Consider the following 16022-nt stretch of genomic DNA (forward strand, 5'->3'; position numbering starts at 1 on the left):
ATAAGAGTTGCTTGTCCAGCCAGAGGAACTTCTCTTTTGGGCAAAAGGCTAGATATCTTTTTAAACGTCCTCATTAATCTTATTAATGTTTCTAGTCCTGCATTACTACCAATAGTTGAAGGTTTGAAAGCCTTGATCAGTCAGGCTTTAGAAACAAAAAACGATGTCGAAGTTTTACCCGGGCTTGAGGCCATGAATCCGGAATCGGTCTTTCTTAAAGCGTTAAATACCGTAAGTTATTATGAAGAAGAACTTCCTCGAGGATTTGAAAACACTTTAGCTGTTATATCCGGAAGCAGCAAGTTCAGCTTTAATTTAAATGGACTCAAAGTATTACTAACAAAGTTCTTTTTTAAGTGGGAACAAAACGACCTTGTTGTTGATACCGCTTCTATGTATCAGGGTGCAAGACGAAAAAACGGCATTCAATATTTTTTAGATGATGGCAATAATGTCAATCATTTTAATTATTTCACTAATAAAAAAACACAGGATGCCATTTTACTAGCTCTAACCTCAACTACCGGACGGATTACCACCTTCAAAGAAATGGAGATTGAAAATTATGGTGCTTTAAGCAGAGGTGTTTTCGGATTGGATGGAGGAAAACTAAGTAGTATAAAAGCTTCGGGAAAAAAGCCAATCGTGCTTTTGTTACCTGGTATAATGGGTTCTTTTCTGGAAAAAGGAAACAAGCCTTTATGGATCAACTACCTTTCTTTTGCCTTTGGTGGACTTACAAAACTTAAAATAGAAAATACAGATATTAAAGCAACTGGCATCATAAAAACGGCCTATAAAGATTTGGTTGAATATCTTTCTGCCAGTTACGATGTAGAAGCATTTCCATTTGATTGGCGCCGGCCTATATCAGAATCGGGAAGCACATTAAATCAGCGAATTACCGAATTACAAAAATTCAAACAGCCCATCTCCCTTGTTGGCCATTCTATGGGAGGGCTGGTGATAAGAGACATGGCGATCAATTATCCAGCTACATGGAGTTGGTTAAATGCACAAAGCCATTTTAAAACGATCTTATTAGGTACACCGTGGATGGGCTCGTATAGAATACCCCATGTTTTAAGCGGAATGGATTCCATCATCAAACAATTAGATACTATTGATTTCACAAGTTCCCGGAGCAGGCTTATCAATATGTTTGCACAATTTCCAGGGCTTCTGGGATTGTTACCGATAGCTAGTGGTGATATTGATTTCAGCAATAAAAAAGAATGGGAAGTTTTTGCCGCTGCAACAGGTTTAAAGTGGGAAATACCCGGCAACAGCTTGCTCCAGGAATTTTCCTCTTTTAAAAGAAAAGTAAACAGCGGCCTGGAATCTCTTAACCATGATAATATTATTTATGTGGCTGGCAAAGATGATCAGACCGTAAGTGGTTATATGTATGAAAACGGTCAACTAAAATTCCAAACCACAGCAGAAGGTGATCAAAGTGTAACATGGGAAACAGGCATTCCAAAAGGCATAAACCGACAAAGTTCTTTATATTATACCAACGCCACGCATGGGGACTAACAACTAAGAAACATCTCTTTCAAGGCATTAAAGAATTACTTGATAAAGGCACAACTGCCGCTCCCGAATTTAGCAAAACTCCAATTCCCACAAGTAGCTTGTCACGCAGCATACTGAAAGAGACATATAATTTTGAGATCAATGAAAGAAGTATAGAGTCTAACTTATTAGGTTTAGGGATTGAAACGATTCAAGAAGATAGCAACCTGCCCATACTTAAAGTTTCAGTAAGTAATGGAGATATGATATATGCCACCCATCCCTTGTTAGTTGGTCATTTTGCTAACGATGGCATTTACGGAGCAGAAGCAATCGTCAATAAATATTTAAAAAATAATCTAAGCCTGAAACATGCCTTAGGCATATATCCAGGCAATATCGGTACACATAATTTTTTTCAAAATCAAGACTCATCTTTTAAAGGCTGTATCATAAGCGGCTTGGGTAACGCCGAAAACTTAAACGGTTATCAATTGTCTAAGACTATAGAAAGCGCGGTAGCCGATTTTTTACTTACTTTCTGCAGATCTAAAGTAGAAAATAAAAAAATAAAACCAAGGCTTGGCTTATCAACACTTATCATCGGTGCAGGATATGGTGGCATGGCCATTGAAAGTTCTGTACGCGCTATTATGCTTGGAGTAGTAAACGCAAACGAAAAAATACAGCGGCTTACAGGTATTGAAAATTTGTACGTTGATGAACTTGAATTCATCGAACTATTTGAAGATAAGGCCATCACTTGTTTTTATAGCCTTACTAACTTTATAAATGGAAACAGCGATGGAATGAACATTGCCTGGAAGGATAAGAAAATAAAAAGCCTGCCAGGTTCCAGAAAAAGGTTATTAGTTGATAATAATATTACCTGGTGGCAAAGGCTAAGCGTAATTGCAAATAATCAGTCGAAGGAAAAAGACAAAGTATTATCCTATTATTCGAGCACGAACAATGCAAGAGAAGAGAAAAAAGAATTGCATCACAATCTTCCTTTGATACAAACACTGCTTGATGACATTTCGATAAAGAAAAGCTGGTCTTTCGAAAAGGCAAAGGCTATTTTCGAATTGTTGATACCCGGAGACTTTAAAGAGAATATCAGAAGAAACTCTCCAATTCTTTGGGTGCTTGATAAGTTTACCGCTTCTTTTCCTGGGAATTATTACAAACAGGTAGCGCTACAGAAAAACCTCTGTGCGTTACCGCTGGCATGATCAGGCAATTGGCAACATCAGATTACAAAATCAACAATCCTGTAAAAAGTAATAATGTATTGATCGTTGGAGATCCTACCCTCAATGGTTTTACAAAAGCCAATCAATTGCAGGGAGCAGCCAATGAAGCAAGATTTGTTCATGAAAAACTCAAAGAATCCAAACAGTTGAACATAGAAGGGCCAGTTATAAACGGAAGTAGCGATGAAATACTTACAGCCCTATTCAAACAAGATTATAAAATTTTGCACCTTGCAGGGCACGGCTTCTTTGATGAAAACAATCCATCAGCTTCAGGAATGCTGATCGGTAAAATGAAGGACAGCGACGACGGGATGTTTTTAACACCACATCATATTAATCAATTACCATCTACACCTGAATTTGTTTTTATCAATTGTTGCTTTCTAGGGCGTATCAATCCTTATGCTGAAGCGTTTTCAGCCAACCGTTTTAAGCTGGCAGCAAACATAGGTACGCAACTTATTGAAAATGGCGTGAAAGCTGTAATCGTTGCTGGTTGGGAAGTAGATGATAGTGCGGCATTAGCCTTTGCCGAAACATTCTACGATCGTATGTTAAATGGATATAATTTTGGTGACGCTGTGTTGGAGGCCAGAAAATATATTTACAACAAATTCAATTACACCAATACCTGGGGTGCGTTTCAATGTTATGGCCAACAACATTATTCTTTCAATCTCCATCGCGGCGCTTCTTCTTTTATAAAAACCTATGATATTTCTCAGGAAGCAGAAAACGATCTGGATAACCTACTGAGTAAAACTGAAGTGGCTTTTTACGAATCCGATGATTTGCTAAAAGAACTTCGAAGCATTTCCAAAGCTATTGACAAAGCTAATTTTAAAAGTCCCGAACTTAAGCAAAAAGAAGCACAGGCTTATATGGAATTGAATGATTTTGATACTTCAGGTTTGCTTTACAATAATCTTTTCAAAACTGAGAATGCCAGCTTTGATGTTAAAGCGCTGGAAAACTATCAAAATATTATTGTAAATAAAGCTATTGGCGAATACTTATCTATGACCGAACCTCAGGATAATAAAATTACTGAGATTGCAGAAGCTATAGATGGTAGTATTACTAACCTTAATTATTTGCTGGAAATATGGAAAACCGGTGAACGTTTTGCACTAATTGGCGGTGCTTACAAACGAAAAGCATTTGTAATAAAAAGTGATACGAAAGCAAATGAAGATAGCAAAATAAAGACGATGGAGACAGCAGCGTATCATTATCGCAATGCTTATGAAAAGCTGGAGAATAGCTATTCTTTTTCCAACTGGATCATCATGGAACTTTTTCTTATAAAAAAGAAAAAGCAAAAATGGGGTCAGCAAGTAAACCGGAACGGACACAGATATCAACTTTATTCAAATGCTGAAATCGAAAAACGCCTGACAGCATTCGAGAAAATTACTAAAGAAGAAAATGCAGATTTAACTTACTGGAAGCTTTCCGAAATTATTGATGTGAATATTTGCCGCTACTTTCTAAAACCTACCGAAGCCAACTTTAACGAACTTACTGATGCATTATTATCACTTTGGAAAATATCAGGCTCAAAGAATAAAAAGCAACGCCAAATAGCAAACTTGAAGATACTCGCTCACTTTGCGGGATTTGCAGGCATTACATCAGTTAAGAAAAAATTGGAAGGGTTTGTAAATGAGATGTAGCGCAGTTATTGGCATATAACATCTCCTTTCTGATTTAACGAAACTCACAGAATGGAATAATGGCTTTTTACGATGATTACTTTAAAGCCATTTTCTGTTTATGTATTTCCTTAACCTCTTTGATAATATTTAGAAAGCGCTGCACGTCCGGTTCATAGCCGCCTGCACTCTTAAGCACTTCGCCATTTTCATCAACAAATATATACAAGGGTTGAGCCACAGCGCCAAACCGGGTAAGTTCAAGATCGAGATTTTTAGCTCCAAGCGTCGTAATTTCCGAACCATCCTTTGATATGTATTGTTCGCTTTCTGGTAGCAAAGTCTTATCATCACAATAAAGGCTTGCAACAATAAAGTGCTGATTAAACTCTCTTAAAACTTCGGGTTTAGATAATACAGCCCGTTCCATTTTTCGGCAATTCACACAACTGTGTCCCGTAAAATCCAAAAGAACAGGTTTCCCCGTTTTTTTGATGCGGCCAAAGCTTCTTCATAATCAAAAAAGGCAGCAATACCTGGTAGCTCAGATTTAAGATTATTTGTATATTTCACTGGCCTTGCTTCTTCACTATTTCCAGAAGTTGCATTACCATTTACATTTGCGTTTGACTGAATGCTCAAAATATTATCATGAAGATTGAAGTCTAAAGTCTTACGTTCCGGCAAAAACCCACTTACTCCCGATAAGGGCGCGCCCCACAGGCCTGGTACAAGATATATTGTGAATGATAAAGTTGCAATGGCGAAAAAAGACGAGTGACAGATAAATAAGGAAGTCCATAACTATTCTTAGGAAGCTGATCATCGTGTGAAAGCCGAAGTTTACCCAACAAGTACAGCCCTAAAAGACCAAAAATTACTATCCAGATACTTAGGTATACTTCAAAATCAAGCAAGCGCCAATGATATTGAAGATCTACATTAGATAAAAATTTCATTGCCATTGCCAACTCTAAAAATCCCATAGTAACTTTTACAGAGTTGAGCCAACCTCCGGATTTTGCAATGTTATTAAGAACGCTGGGAAAGAATGCTCCGAGAGCAAAGGGCAATGCAATTGCAAGGCCAAAACCTAAAAATCCGACAACGCCACCAAGACTATTCCCTGATTTTACAATATATACAATTAGAGAACTTATAAAAGCAGAAGTACAGCTAAAAGAAACAACTACCAAGACTAAAGCCATGAAAAAGATTCCGCCAAAGCTGTTAGAATTTGCCTTGGAATCAAGTTTTGTTGACCAGGATGCCGGCAATGTAATTTCGAAAGCACCCAATAGCGAAATACCAAACACTACAAAAAGTACAAATACAAAAAGGTTAAAACCCATGCTCGTACTTAACTCATACATTGTCTTTTCTGTAAATAATAAACTTACTAAAGCTCCTATTGCAGTAAAAATGAAAATTATAGACAAAGAATACAAAACCGCGTTTTTAATACCAGTAGCACGATTTTTACTGCGTTTGGTAAAAAAACCAACAGTAATGGGCAATAACGCATAAATACAAGGCATTATAAAAGCGATGAAGCCTGCTACCAAGCCTGCCAAAAACAGCTCCCACAAAGAACTTTTATTAAGATTGTCATCTTCTTGTATGACTGGCGATGTAACGCTGACTGCATCAGGTGTTTTAATATCAATGCTAAATTCTTTTTCAGCGGCAGGAAATTCTTCGCCCGATTTATAGATATATGCAATCTTCCCTTTTATAACCGCCGAATCATTTTCTGCAATGTTAAGCTGCTGCACCCATTGAATAGAGTCAGTAACAAAATTTACGGGTAAGGCAAGTGTAGCGTCTGTTTTTGTTTGCACGTTCCCTTTTTCATCAATTGCTCCATTCAAATATTTTGAAGAGGTAGTGTCAAAATTAATTTGTGTAAAAACGGCATCTTCTGGCTTTTTCTGTATTGCATAAAGATCAATACCCGATTTTAATACATGAGCGGTTATGGTTAATGCTACTTTGTTCTTATCAATTCTATCATGAGAAAAGGAAAACCGGACATCTGTAGAATCCTGTGCTAAGGAAACAATTGTTGTTAAGGTGAATATAAATAAGATAGCAAGATACTTGTTAAGAAATTTCATTATTCGCTGTTAGATGTTGAAAGGCTAACAAAAAACGTTTCGCCGTAAAAAAACGAAGGTATATCAGAAAACACCATTTATTGCAAAGGTCAAAGACAAAATAACACCAAAATTACCTTTTTGTTTTACTTATTTCCCTGACAATACTTCTCCCCGCTGATTTTAAGCAGATTAAAACATCGCAGATTTATGCAGAAATTGCACCACAGGAAAACTCCTTTAGCCACCAAAAATGAAAGCAACTTCAAATCCTATCAACTCAACAACCACTTTTTTAAATGTCAAAAAGCTATAGTTAATATTCTTTCATCGTACCAATGCATACAGCAAGGCTTTCTTTCCAGTCAGGGATTTTTATATTGTAAACCTCTTTGATTTTAGTTTTATCAAGCACACTCCAGGCAGGCCGCTTAGCGGGAGTTGGGTATTGAATTGAGGGAATAGCTTTTATATCACAATCAGATTTAATTAATTCCTTTATAGCAAGGGCAAATTCATGCCAATTGATTTTCCCTTCATTTGTATAATGATAGATACCGGGCTGCCAGTTTTCTGAAACGATGATCTGCATAATAGCAGAAGCAAGATCTGCAGCATAGGTAGGTGTTCCGTATTGATCGCTTACCACATTTATCTGTGTTTTATCCTGCATCAATCGCATCATTGTTTTAACAAAATTCTTTCCAAAAGCAGAATATACCCATGCAGTGCGGATAATAACAACATCCGTGTACTTCAACGCATTTTGCTCTCCTTTTAATTTCGTAATACCATACACGCTAACCGGTTCTGTTTTATCATACTCCTTGTACGGTTCTGTTCCTATTCCGTCAAAAACATAATCGGTTGAAATATGGATAAATCTTGTATGATATTTAGCGCATGCCTTGGCCACAAACCCCGCTGCGTCAGCATTAATGGTCTCAACTAATGGTAATTCAGCAGGATCTTCAGCTTTATCAACTGCTGTATAAGCGGCACAATTAATACAAAAATCAGGTTGATGTTTATCAAAAAAATCGTTCACAGCGTTTTCATCACTTATTGATAATTGGCTCCGGTCGGTGAATAGAAATTCAAAATCAGAAAACGTATTTGCCAATTCGTTTATTTCTGAACCTAACTGTCCGTTAGCGCCTGTTACTAATATTTTCTTTTTAGACATTAGTACTTAGATTTTAGTACTTAGACAAATGTTATTCAAAATTATTTTTGCATTCCTTTAATTGGGGAAGCAGCAAATCTTTTTCAGAAACAATACCAGCCCCTTCGGAAAGTTGCCAATCTAATGCCAGATGTGGATCATTATAAATAATACCGCCTTCGCTTTCTTTGTTATAAAGTTTATCGCATTTATACATAACCACAGCGGTTTCGCTTAAAACAGAAAAGCCATGTGCAAAACCTGCGGGGATTAATAATTGCTTTTTATTTTCTTCTGTTAGCTCTATTGAAAAAACTTTGCCATAAGTAGCAGATTTTTTTCTTATATCAACTGCAACATCTAAAATACTTCCGTGTAATACCCGCACAAGTTTGCATTGTGCATAGGGGTTTTGCTGATAATGCAAACCACGTATTGTTCCATATTTTGAGAATGATTGATTATCCTGAACAAAATTATACTGCAGGCCTTCGGCTTCAAAAAGAGATTTGTTATACGCTTCGAAGAAATGTCCCCGATTATCTTCAAATATTCTTGGCTCGAAAACTAGCAATCCGTCGAGGGGCGTTTTTGTAAATGACATTTTATAAACTATAGTATGGTCTGTTAAAAATTTTATTTCGGTAAATGCCCTTTAAGTCTGCAACAAGGGCTGTTGGTTTTGTAATGCTGCAAAAATAGGCGTCATCGTACAATAAATAATCTGTATGCGGAACTGCAACAACTACTGCGTCATAATTATTTGCAATCTCCTTACTTAGTTCAATATCATATTCTTTCTGTAGTTCAGCAGAAACTGCATAAGGATCTTCGATATCTACCTTCACTGAAAATTCTTGAAGGGCCTTTATAATTTGCGCAACCTTACTATTCCTTACGTCGCTTACATTTTCTTTAAAAGTAGCACCCTTTATTAATACTTTAGCAAACGAAACATTGATTCCTGACTTTATAATATGTTTGACAATCTTTTCAGCAACATATTTAGGCATATTATCATTAATATACCTGGCAGCCAAAATTAGTTGAGTTTTATAACCCGAACGCCGGCTTTGTAAGCCAAATAGTATGGATCTACTCCCGTGCAATGACCACCAACCAAGCCTGGTTGAAATTTCAAAAAATTCCATTTTGTCCCAGCTGCTTCCAGCACTTCGAATGTATTGATATTGAGTTTGTCAAACACAATGGACAACTCGTTCATAAAAGCAATATTCAGATCGCGTTGCGTATTCTCCACTATTTTTGCGGCTTCGGCAACTTTAATCGAAGATGCTTTGTAAACACCTGCTTGGACTACCAGTTCATATACTTTTGAAATTTCTTCAAGTGCTTCATCGTCGCAACCTGAAACGATTTTGGTAATGTTGGAAAGCGTATGAATTTTATCTCCCGGATTAATTCGCTCTGGCGAGTAGCCAGATTTAAAATCGACCTTGTTCTTTAAGCCAGAAATTTTTTCTATAATAGGTAGGCACTCCTCTTCAGTACATCCAGGGTAAACCGTAGACTCAAAAACTACATAGTTTCCTTGTTTAATAACTTTCCCAACCATTTGCGAGGCCTTAATAACAAGAGATAAATCCGGAGTATTTTTCTCATCAACCGGGGTCGGTACGGCTACAATATAGAAATCTGCCAGCGTCAAATCTTCTATTGAACTCGTAAAAGTTATATCACTGTTTTCAAAATCTTCAGAGCTTAGTTCGTTGCTAGGATCGATACCCTTACGCATAAGGTTAAGGCGTTCTTCATTAATATCAAACCCAATTACAGAAATTTTCTTTGCAAAAGCTAAAGCAACAGGCAAGCCAACATATCCAAGGCCAATAACTGCCAGCTTCGCCTTTTTCTCTACCAGTTCTTTATACATGCGTTGGGAATTATCTCTTTACAAATTCCAAAACAGCGCTGGTGATATACTCCAGTTGTTCATTATCCATTTCAGAATGTACAGGTAACGAAACAACACGCTCTGTTAACCAGTCGGTAACGGGCAAATGCTGTTCACCAATATTAAACTGTGCAAACATTTTTTGTTGATGACCGGCAACCGGGTAGTAAATCATTGCCGGAATTTTCTTTTCTGCTAAAAAAGAAACAAGGCCATCTCTGTCAACATCGTTCAATATTAAAGTGTACTGATGATATACATGCGAAGCAAAATCTGCTTTTGCAGGAACGGCTAATTTTTCTGAACTACCAAACGCCTTATCGTAATAAGCAGCCACTTCCTGTCTGGCATTGTTATATTCATCTAAATGTGCAAGTTTAATGTTAAGAATAGCAGCCTGTATGCTGTCCAGCCTGCTGTTACATCCTACAACATCATGATAATATCTTTTGCTTTGGCCGTGATTGGCTATCATCTGCATTTTAGTAGCCAGTTCGCTGTCATTGGTACAAATGGCACCGCCATCACCAAAAGCTCCTAAATTTTTGCTTGGGTAAAATGATGTACAACCAATATGTCCGATTGTCCCTGTTTTCCTTATTGCTCCATCAGAAAATGTAAATTCAGCTCCTATGGCTTGTGCATTATCTTCAACCACAAAAAGATTGTATTTTTCTGCAATGGCCATAATCGCTTCCATATTAGCGGCTTGTCCATACAAATGCACCGGCACAATGGCTTTGGTTTTAGAAGTAATTTTCTTTTCCAAATCTACCACATCAAGGCAAAAGGTATTTCTATCAACTTCTACAAAAACTGGTTTTAACCTTAACAAAGCCACTACTTCAGTAGTGGCGATATAAGTAAAGGAAGGTGTAATCACTTCATCGCCGGGCTGTAGATCTAAAGCCATCAAAGCAATTTGTAAGGCATCGGTACCGTTAGCACAAGGTATAACATGCTTTACACCAAGATATGCCTCTAGGTTCTTTGCAAACTCTTTAACGCTGGGACCATTGATAAATGCGCTACTATCCATTACATCCAAAACAGCTTTATCAACCTCATTTTTAATTTTCTGATACTGGCTGCGGGTATCAACCATTTGGATAGGACGCATAGGAGTTTCTTATTTTTTAGGAAGGCAAAGGTAATGAAACTTGAAGATGGTCTGAACCATGATTTTCAAGATTATAAGGATTAAGCAGAAATGATTGATTTAGGATTTGCGATGTACAACGTACAGTTACCACTTCCTTTCTCCGGTTTTCTGTGCAATCTGTAAGAACCTTACTTTTGCCCAAAGGAATTACGTGGACACTTTACTTTATAGTATTTTTTAAGGTTATATGGGATAGTGATTCTCATAACTTCTTTATTCAATAAAAAAGCTAAGTTATGGATAAGAGGCAGGAAAGATATTTTTGAAAGGCTTCGTGCGGCTATCCCGGCAGGAGAATCAGTTATATGGATGCATTGTGCTTCGTTAGGTGAATTTGAACAGGGTCGTCCGGTTTTGGAAAAGTTGAAAGACGAGTATCCTTCATACAAAATATTGCTTACATTTTTCTCGCCGTCGGGTTATGAAGTTAGAAAAAATTATGAGGGAGCCGATTGGGTTTTTTATTTGCCGCTTGATACAAAAACTAATGCCCAAAAGTTCATCAATATTGCAAATCCTAAATTGGTCATTTTTGTAAAATATGAATATTGGTATCATTATCTCCATGAACTTTATCAGAGACAAATTCCAACGATTTTAATTTCGGCTATTTTTCGGGAGCATGCGGTATTTTTCAAATGGTACGGCAGCGTTCACAGAAAAATGCTCACGTTTTTTAGCCACATTTTCGTTCAAACAAAAGAAAGTTATAATCGTGTCCAAAAAATAGTACCAACCCATAAAATTACTCTGGCAGGTGACACGCGGTTCGACAGGGTCGCATCAATTGCATCTCAATTTGACGCAATTCCTGCTATAGAAAAATTTATCGCAAATAATAAGAAAGTAATTGTGGCAGGAAGCACCTGGCCTGATGATGAAATAATGTTAAACAAGTTACTATTAAAGAATAATGACTTATCACTAATAATTGCTCCTCATGAAATTAATTCAGGTCATATCGAATTTTTAAAGAGTACTTTTACTAACGCTATATTGTTTTCAAATTGGAAAGAATGGGCTAAAAACGATAACGTTATAGCAACATCCGGTGTACTCATTATTGATAATATTGGCATGCTTTCCAAACTGTACAAATACAGTAACATTAGTTATATTGGAGGTGGGTTCAACAAATCAGGGATACACAATACACTTGAAGCAGCCGTATATGGAAAACCTGTTATTTTCGGACCCAATTATTCCAAATTTGCCGAAGCAATCAATTTAATTAAAAGTAAAGGTGGATTTTCTTATAGCGGTGAAAAAGAGCTTTTTAATATATTCGAATCTCTGATTTCAAATCACACTATCTTAAAGGAATATAGTAATAATGCTCAAAAATTTGTAACTGAAAATACAGGAGCTACTAATAAAATCACCAACTGGCTCAGGCAAATCTCCTTTGAATAAGTTGTTCAAATTGTTGTACTGCCAAATTACTGGCTAACCATCCGTTTTTCGTTCTTAGTTCTCTTCTTATCCAATATTCAGCCTGAGTAAGTGAAGTAAAATTGTTGATGGTTTTGATACTGCGTTCAAACATAATTTCATCGCCTCTGAAAAGTTCGCTCACGAAAACGATCCGATCTTGCGCACTGATGGCTTTATGAAGATCCTTAATAGCATTCCTGCTAACCTTTGGAGCAGATGATTGCTTAGCAGCTTTAGTGCCAGACTTTCCCTGCCTCGACAATGTTGGCATTTCTTCAGACCCATCTTCCGACTCATCTTTAAAGCTAAGTACCGCCTGAGGCTTGTTGCTCTTCTTCAATTCGTTTTGCAATTTCATCAACTCCTCATAACTTGGAATTTCATTTTTAACATCGGTAGTTGTTTCATCCTCCACACCTCCTTCCACGATCAACTCAAAATATTCTTTTTCCGCACTTTCTTCTTTTTCAGATTCTTTAAAAGCAGAAACACCAGACAACGGCTTTGCATTTGGCACAATAACAGATATGCCACTTGTACCCAATACATTCACTTCCTTCAGGCTACCAGCTATTTCGTTTTGAAGCAACTGCGCGGTGCTGAGTAATTGTTCTAAAGGGGCTTTTTTAGAAAATTGCAGACTCAGCTTTTCAATCAAACTTCCAATTCTTTCCATCGCTTATTTTTAATTATTGAACCAGCACCAGAATATGTGGCATCTTCGTTGCGTCGCACTCTTCAACTGTGGTACATCCCTCATCAACAAAAACGATACCTATAATTTTTCATGCTATCTTTTCTAAACAGATTATAGTTTAAATCAACTTTCTCGTCCAATAATTTCAAAAATCCCACAAATCATGATTTAGAGATATTACTTTTGAGAAATTTTGGATTAGTATTATATACGCCAATATATAGGAAAATATTGCGTATGCTATCGAAATGCACAAATATTAACAATGTTTATTGAACCAAATTTAAGCGGGGAAAGACGGGGCTGGATAGAAGTGATCTGCGGTTCTATGTCCAGCGGTAAAACTGAGGAGCTTATCCGTCGATTAAAACGTGTAAAATTTGCCAACCTTAAAGTGGAAATTTTTAAACCAGCAATTGATACACGATACGATGAATTGAGTATTGTATCGCACGATATAAAATCTCATTCATTCTACACCTATTGATAATTCTCAAAAGATACTTTTAATGGCACAAGGCGCCGATGTGATCGGTATAGACGAAGCACAATTCTTTGATGACGGCCTGCCTGAAGTTTGCGATAAACTTGCCTATCAGGGTATTAGAGTTATTGTGGCTGGTCTTGATATGGACTTTACGGGCAAACCCTTTGGGCAGATGCCTTTTCTACTTGCCAAAGCAGATTATGTGACCAAGCTCCATGCTATTTGTGTAAAATGCGGCAATATTGCTAATTACTCCTATCGCAAAATACCGGATGATGACCAGTTGATGTTGGGCGCAATGGATGCGTATGAGCCCAGATGCCGGAAGTGTTATAACGAGAAAGAAGTATAGGAACTTTGCTTAACTTTGAAAGTATTATGGACGCGATAAGAAAAATAATCGAAAAGCATTCCAATCCACTCACCATCGTTCTTCCCGACGAGTATAAGGATAAAAAAGTGGAAGTGATTGTAATGGCTTTGGAGGAAGAGAAGCCAAAAAATGATTTAAGTGCTTTTTTGGTAAGTTAGAATGGAAAGGCGATGCCTTAGCTGAACAAAAAAAGCTACGGGATGAATGGGAATAAGCTTTTATTAGATACCAATGCCCTAATTGGTTATCTACAAGGAGATATTGCTCTTGAGAAAATGGTAACCTCTTCCGAAATTTTAATTCCTGTAATTTCTATTATAGAATTTTTGGCTTTCAACAAAATAGAGGATAGAGACAGAAAGCTCCTTTACGATTTTGCTTCGGAAGTGCAGGTGGTGGACTTAAAAAAAGACGATATTAACTTAATTGAACTTATCAGCAATATTCGAATTACTCATAAAACTAAATTGCCAGATGCCATTATTGCAGGAATGGCTATTTATAGTAAAGCAACTTTAGTTACAAATGATAAAGGTTTTGACAAAATAAAAAATTTATCATTGCTTACATTTTAACTCTTTTGAAACCCATCATCACTTTATTTAAAAAAGAACTGTTGCTGGAAATTCGCCAGCAATATAGCTTTTATGGTATCCTTCTTTATATGGGTGCAACCATATTTGTCTTGTTTCTGGCCATCGAAGAGCCTGAAAAAGAAATATGGAATGGCTTATTTTGGGTAATACAACTTTTTATTTGCATCAACGCTGTAGCTAAAAGCTTTATGCAGGAAAGCCGGGCGCGCATGCTTTATTTCTATACGATTTCTTCACCCACCCATTTTATTGTAGCAAAACTGTTATTTAATTGCCTGCTAATGTTGGTCATGACAGCTATTAGCCTCGGATTATTTTTAGCATTTATAGGCAATCCGATTGAAAAACTATTACCCTTTACGGGTTTGGCGCTGTTGGGAGGTTTTAGTTTAAGCATGGTGTTTACTTTTTTAGCAGCTATCGCTGCAAAAGCCAGGCAAAACGCAGCAATAATGGCGGTGCTTGGTTTTCCATTAATTGTACCGCAATTGATGTTGCTGATGAAGTTATCAAATACTGCTTTTACTGTTAACCAAAGTTTTCAATGGAGCGATATATTGCTACTAGTTACCTTAGATTTACTTGTTGCATTATTATCGATCATCCTTTTTCCTTTTTTATGGAAAGATTGATTTGAGGTTTCCGATTTAGAATTTGAAATCAAATCATAATATAAACTTTCCACTTATTTTTGTGTTTATCAATTTAAAGTGATTTTTGTATGCGAAAATCGTGGTGGAAGATTCTCTGTGTCATTTTGTTGGTTTATGCCATAGCAGGAGGCTTATTGGTTAAAATACCCAATGCTCCTTTGTTGGAAGAGACTAGCCGAAACTTATTTTATCATGTGGGCATGTGGGCCGCCATGTTCGTTCTTTTCACCTGCTCTTTAGTTCATTCTATTCGGTATTTAAGCAAAAGCAATTTAAAAAACGATATAGCCGCCAGCCAATACGCATCAATGGGAATTGTATTTGGCCTGTTAGGTTATATTACTGGTGCTGTTTGGGCCAGTTATACCTGGGCCGATCCCAACAATCCCGGATTTTCCTTTAGCACCATTGCAAGAGAGCCAAAGCTTATAGGTACTGCTATTGCCCTGCTCATTTATTTTGCTTATTTTATTTTAAGAAGTTCTATACAAGATATGGATCAAAAAGCAAGGATTACCGCGGTTTATAACATATTTGCTTTTGCCATGCTGTTCCCAACTATTATGATAGTACCGCGTTTATTACCAAGTTTACATCCCGGACAAGAAGGAAATCCGGCTTTAAATTTTAAAGATGTGAGTCCTGAAATGCGTATGATTGAGTATCCGGCATTTATTGGCTGGGCCTTATTAGCCGTTTGGATTACTACGCTAAAGATCAGAATAAATTATATTAAAGAAAAGCATTTTATTAAATAAAGAAATTGTCATGAAGTGTTTGTTGTCATTGCTTTTTTACTACCCCTATTTGCTAATGCGCAGGCTAAAGAAAGTCTGATGTATAGCAGTGGTAGATATATATGTTGTTATTGCCGTACTATTGATTATACTGTTTGGCCTGATCCTTTATTTGATAAGAGTTGAAAGAAAAATAAAAAAGCTGGAAGACGCTGATAAATAGTTGACAAGTTGAAATGTTTATAAGTTGACAGGGAATGTCCTGAAAATCTTAT

Annotated in this window: 20 protein-coding genes; 11 read left to right on the forward strand and 9 right to left on the reverse strand. The window is 36.8% G+C overall.

All coding sequences use genetic code 11. The annotated features are described in order from the left end of the window. Genes MKP09_RS14740 through MKP09_RS14750 form a run of 3 tightly spaced genes read left to right on the forward strand, consistent with a single transcriptional unit; the run spans window position 1 to window position 4453 of the window. The gene (locus tag MKP09_RS14740; protein WP_449587066.1) at window positions 1-1539 is read left to right on the forward strand and encodes an esterase/lipase family protein; all 1539 of its coding nucleotides are present in this window, start codon (window positions 1-3) and stop codon (window positions 1537-1539) included. Continuing rightward, window positions 1464-2753: a hypothetical protein gene (locus MKP09_RS14745; protein ID WP_240830754.1), complete on the forward strand. Its 1290-nt coding sequence runs from the start codon at window positions 1464-1466 to the stop codon at window positions 2751-2753. The genes MKP09_RS14740 and MKP09_RS14745 overlap by 76 nt, the downstream gene beginning before the upstream one ends. Then, window positions 2750-4453 carry a CHAT domain-containing protein gene (locus MKP09_RS14750; RefSeq protein WP_240830755.1) on the forward strand — a complete coding sequence of 568 codons (1704 nt, stop codon included), beginning with the start codon at window positions 2750-2752 and terminating at the stop codon, window positions 4451-4453. Before MKP09_RS14745 ends, MKP09_RS14750 begins: the two co-directional genes overlap by 4 nt. A 76-nt stretch (window positions 4454-4529) precedes the next feature. Here MKP09_RS14750 and MKP09_RS14755 read toward each other — a convergent pair whose 3' ends face one another. From MKP09_RS14755 to MKP09_RS14790, 8 genes are all read right to left on the reverse strand, one after another. Next, window positions 4530-4877, reverse strand: coding sequence for a thioredoxin fold domain-containing protein (locus MKP09_RS14755; RefSeq protein WP_240830756.1), 348 nt, complete (start codon window positions 4875-4877; stop codon window positions 4530-4532). After that, entirely contained in the window at window positions 4874-5119 is a 246-nt protein-coding gene (locus MKP09_RS14760) for a hypothetical protein (RefSeq protein WP_240830757.1), read from the reverse strand. Before MKP09_RS14760 ends, MKP09_RS14755 begins: the two co-directional genes overlap by 4 nt. A gap of 8 nt (window positions 5120-5127) precedes the next feature. Beyond that, on the reverse strand, window positions 5128-6549 hold the full coding sequence (locus MKP09_RS14765) for a cytochrome c biogenesis protein CcdA (RefSeq protein WP_240830758.1): 1422 nt from the start codon (window positions 6547-6549) through the stop codon (window positions 5128-5130). A 295-nt stretch (window positions 6550-6844) separates the two neighbouring features. Next, window positions 6845-7714, reverse strand: coding sequence for a dTDP-4-dehydrorhamnose reductase (gene rfbD, locus MKP09_RS14770; protein WP_240830759.1), 870 nt, complete (start codon window positions 7712-7714; stop codon window positions 6845-6847). A gap of 31 nt (window positions 7715-7745) precedes the next feature. Continuing rightward, entirely contained in the window at window positions 7746-8297 is a 552-nt protein-coding gene (rfbC, locus tag MKP09_RS14775) for a dTDP-4-dehydrorhamnose 3,5-epimerase (protein ID WP_240830760.1), read from the reverse strand. A gap of 1 nt (window position 8298) precedes the next feature. Continuing rightward, entirely contained in the window at window positions 8299-8733 is a 435-nt protein-coding gene (locus MKP09_RS14780) for a UDP binding domain-containing protein (protein WP_240830761.1), read from the reverse strand. A gap of 2 nt (window positions 8734-8735) precedes the next feature. Beyond that, window positions 8736-9587, reverse strand: coding sequence for a nucleotide sugar dehydrogenase (locus tag MKP09_RS14785; protein WP_240830762.1), 852 nt, complete (start codon window positions 9585-9587; stop codon window positions 8736-8738). A gap of 10 nt (window positions 9588-9597) precedes the next feature. Beyond that, on the reverse strand, window positions 9598-10728 hold the full coding sequence (locus MKP09_RS14790) for a DegT/DnrJ/EryC1/StrS family aminotransferase (protein WP_240830763.1): 1131 nt from the start codon (window positions 10726-10728) through the stop codon (window positions 9598-9600). A gap of 237 nt (window positions 10729-10965) precedes the next feature. On the opposite strand from MKP09_RS14790, the gene MKP09_RS14795 reads away from it, so the two are divergent. Next, on the forward strand, window positions 10966-12183 hold the full coding sequence (locus MKP09_RS14795) for a 3-deoxy-D-manno-octulosonic acid transferase (RefSeq protein ID WP_240830764.1): 1218 nt from the start codon (window positions 10966-10968) through the stop codon (window positions 12181-12183). Here MKP09_RS14795 and MKP09_RS14800 read toward each other — a convergent pair. Further along, window positions 12161-12880: a DUF8457 domain-containing protein gene (locus tag MKP09_RS14800; RefSeq protein ID WP_240830765.1), complete on the reverse strand. Its 720-nt coding sequence runs from the start codon at window positions 12878-12880 to the stop codon at window positions 12161-12163. The genes MKP09_RS14795 and MKP09_RS14800 overlap by 23 nt on opposite strands. Window positions 12881-13166: 286 nt before the next feature. Here MKP09_RS14800 and MKP09_RS27440 point away from each other — a divergent pair, with 286 nt between their 5' ends. The 7 genes from MKP09_RS27440 (at window position 13167) to MKP09_RS14830 (ending at window position 15970) form a co-directional block, all read left to right on the forward strand. Next, window positions 13167-13388 (forward strand): hypothetical protein, encoded by a 222-nt coding sequence (locus tag MKP09_RS27440; RefSeq protein WP_317235356.1) that lies wholly within the window; start codon window positions 13167-13169, stop codon window positions 13386-13388. 22 nt (window positions 13389-13410) lie between these two features. Beyond that, complete coding sequence (locus MKP09_RS27445) at window positions 13411-13740, forward strand: thymidine kinase (RefSeq protein ID WP_317235357.1); 330 nt, start codon at window positions 13411-13413, stop codon at window positions 13738-13740. Window positions 13741-13766: 26 nt separating this feature from the next. Beyond that, complete coding sequence (locus MKP09_RS14810) at window positions 13767-13919, forward strand: hypothetical protein (RefSeq protein ID WP_240830766.1); 153 nt, start codon at window positions 13767-13769, stop codon at window positions 13917-13919. A 42-nt stretch (window positions 13920-13961) separates the two neighbouring features. Further along, entirely contained in the window at window positions 13962-14336 is a 375-nt protein-coding gene (locus MKP09_RS14815) for a PIN domain-containing protein (RefSeq protein WP_240830767.1), read from the forward strand. Between the two features lie 5 nt (window positions 14337-14341). Further along, complete coding sequence (locus MKP09_RS14820) at window positions 14342-14989, forward strand: heme exporter protein CcmB (RefSeq protein ID WP_240830768.1); 648 nt, start codon at window positions 14342-14344, stop codon at window positions 14987-14989. Between the two features lie 89 nt (window positions 14990-15078). After that, window positions 15079-15768 carry a cytochrome c biogenesis protein CcsA gene (locus MKP09_RS14825; RefSeq protein ID WP_240830769.1) on the forward strand — a complete coding sequence of 230 codons (690 nt, stop codon included), beginning with the start codon at window positions 15079-15081 and terminating at the stop codon, window positions 15766-15768. Window positions 15769-15856: 88 nt separating this feature from the next. Beyond that, entirely contained in the window at window positions 15857-15970 is a 114-nt protein-coding gene (locus tag MKP09_RS14830; RefSeq protein ID WP_240830770.1) for a CcmD family protein, read from the forward strand. The last annotated feature ends 52 nt before the right edge of the window (window positions 15971-16022 follow it).

The organism is Paraniabella ginsengisoli (genome assembly GCF_022513635.1).
Taxonomy (GTDB): Bacteria; Bacteroidota; Bacteroidia; order Chitinophagales; family Chitinophagaceae; genus Niabella; species Niabella ginsengisoli.

Excerpts from the sequence above, each read along its gene's own strand:
- MKP09_RS14745 (WP_240830754.1), top strand. The coding sequence starts at position 1,464 with ATGGGAAACAGGCATTCCAAAAGGCATAAACCGACAAAGTTCTTTATA.
- MKP09_RS14750 (WP_240830755.1), top strand. The coding sequence starts at position 2,750 with ATGATCAGGCAATTGGCAACATCAGATTACAAAATCAACAATCCTGTA.
- MKP09_RS14765 (WP_240830758.1), bottom strand. The coding sequence starts at position 6,549 with ATGAAATTTCTTAACAAGTATCTTGCTATCTTATTTATATTCACCTTA.
- rfbD (WP_240830759.1), bottom strand. The coding sequence starts at position 7,714 with ATGTCTAAAAAGAAAATATTAGTAACAGGCGCTAACGGACAGTTAGGT.
- rfbC (WP_240830760.1), bottom strand. The coding sequence starts at position 8,297 with ATGTCATTTACAAAAACGCCCCTCGACGGATTGCTAGTTTTCGAGCCA.
- MKP09_RS14785 (WP_240830762.1), bottom strand. The coding sequence starts at position 9,587 with ATGTATAAAGAACTGGTAGAGAAAAAGGCGAAGCTGGCAGTTATTGGC.
- MKP09_RS14790 (WP_240830763.1), bottom strand. The coding sequence starts at position 10,728 with ATGCGTCCTATCCAAATGGTTGATACCCGCAGCCAGTATCAGAAAATT.
- MKP09_RS14800 (WP_240830765.1), bottom strand. The coding sequence starts at position 12,880 with ATGGAAAGAATTGGAAGTTTGATTGAAAAGCTGAGTCTGCAATTTTCT.
- MKP09_RS27440 (WP_317235356.1), top strand. The coding sequence starts at position 13,167 with ATGTTTATTGAACCAAATTTAAGCGGGGAAAGACGGGGCTGGATAGAA.
- MKP09_RS27445 (WP_317235357.1), top strand. The coding sequence starts at position 13,411 with ATGGCACAAGGCGCCGATGTGATCGGTATAGACGAAGCACAATTCTTT.
- MKP09_RS14810 (WP_240830766.1), top strand. The coding sequence starts at position 13,767 with ATGGACGCGATAAGAAAAATAATCGAAAAGCATTCCAATCCACTCACC.
- MKP09_RS14815 (WP_240830767.1), top strand. The coding sequence starts at position 13,962 with ATGAATGGGAATAAGCTTTTATTAGATACCAATGCCCTAATTGGTTAT.
- MKP09_RS14825 (WP_240830769.1), top strand. The coding sequence starts at position 15,079 with ATGCGAAAATCGTGGTGGAAGATTCTCTGTGTCATTTTGTTGGTTTAT.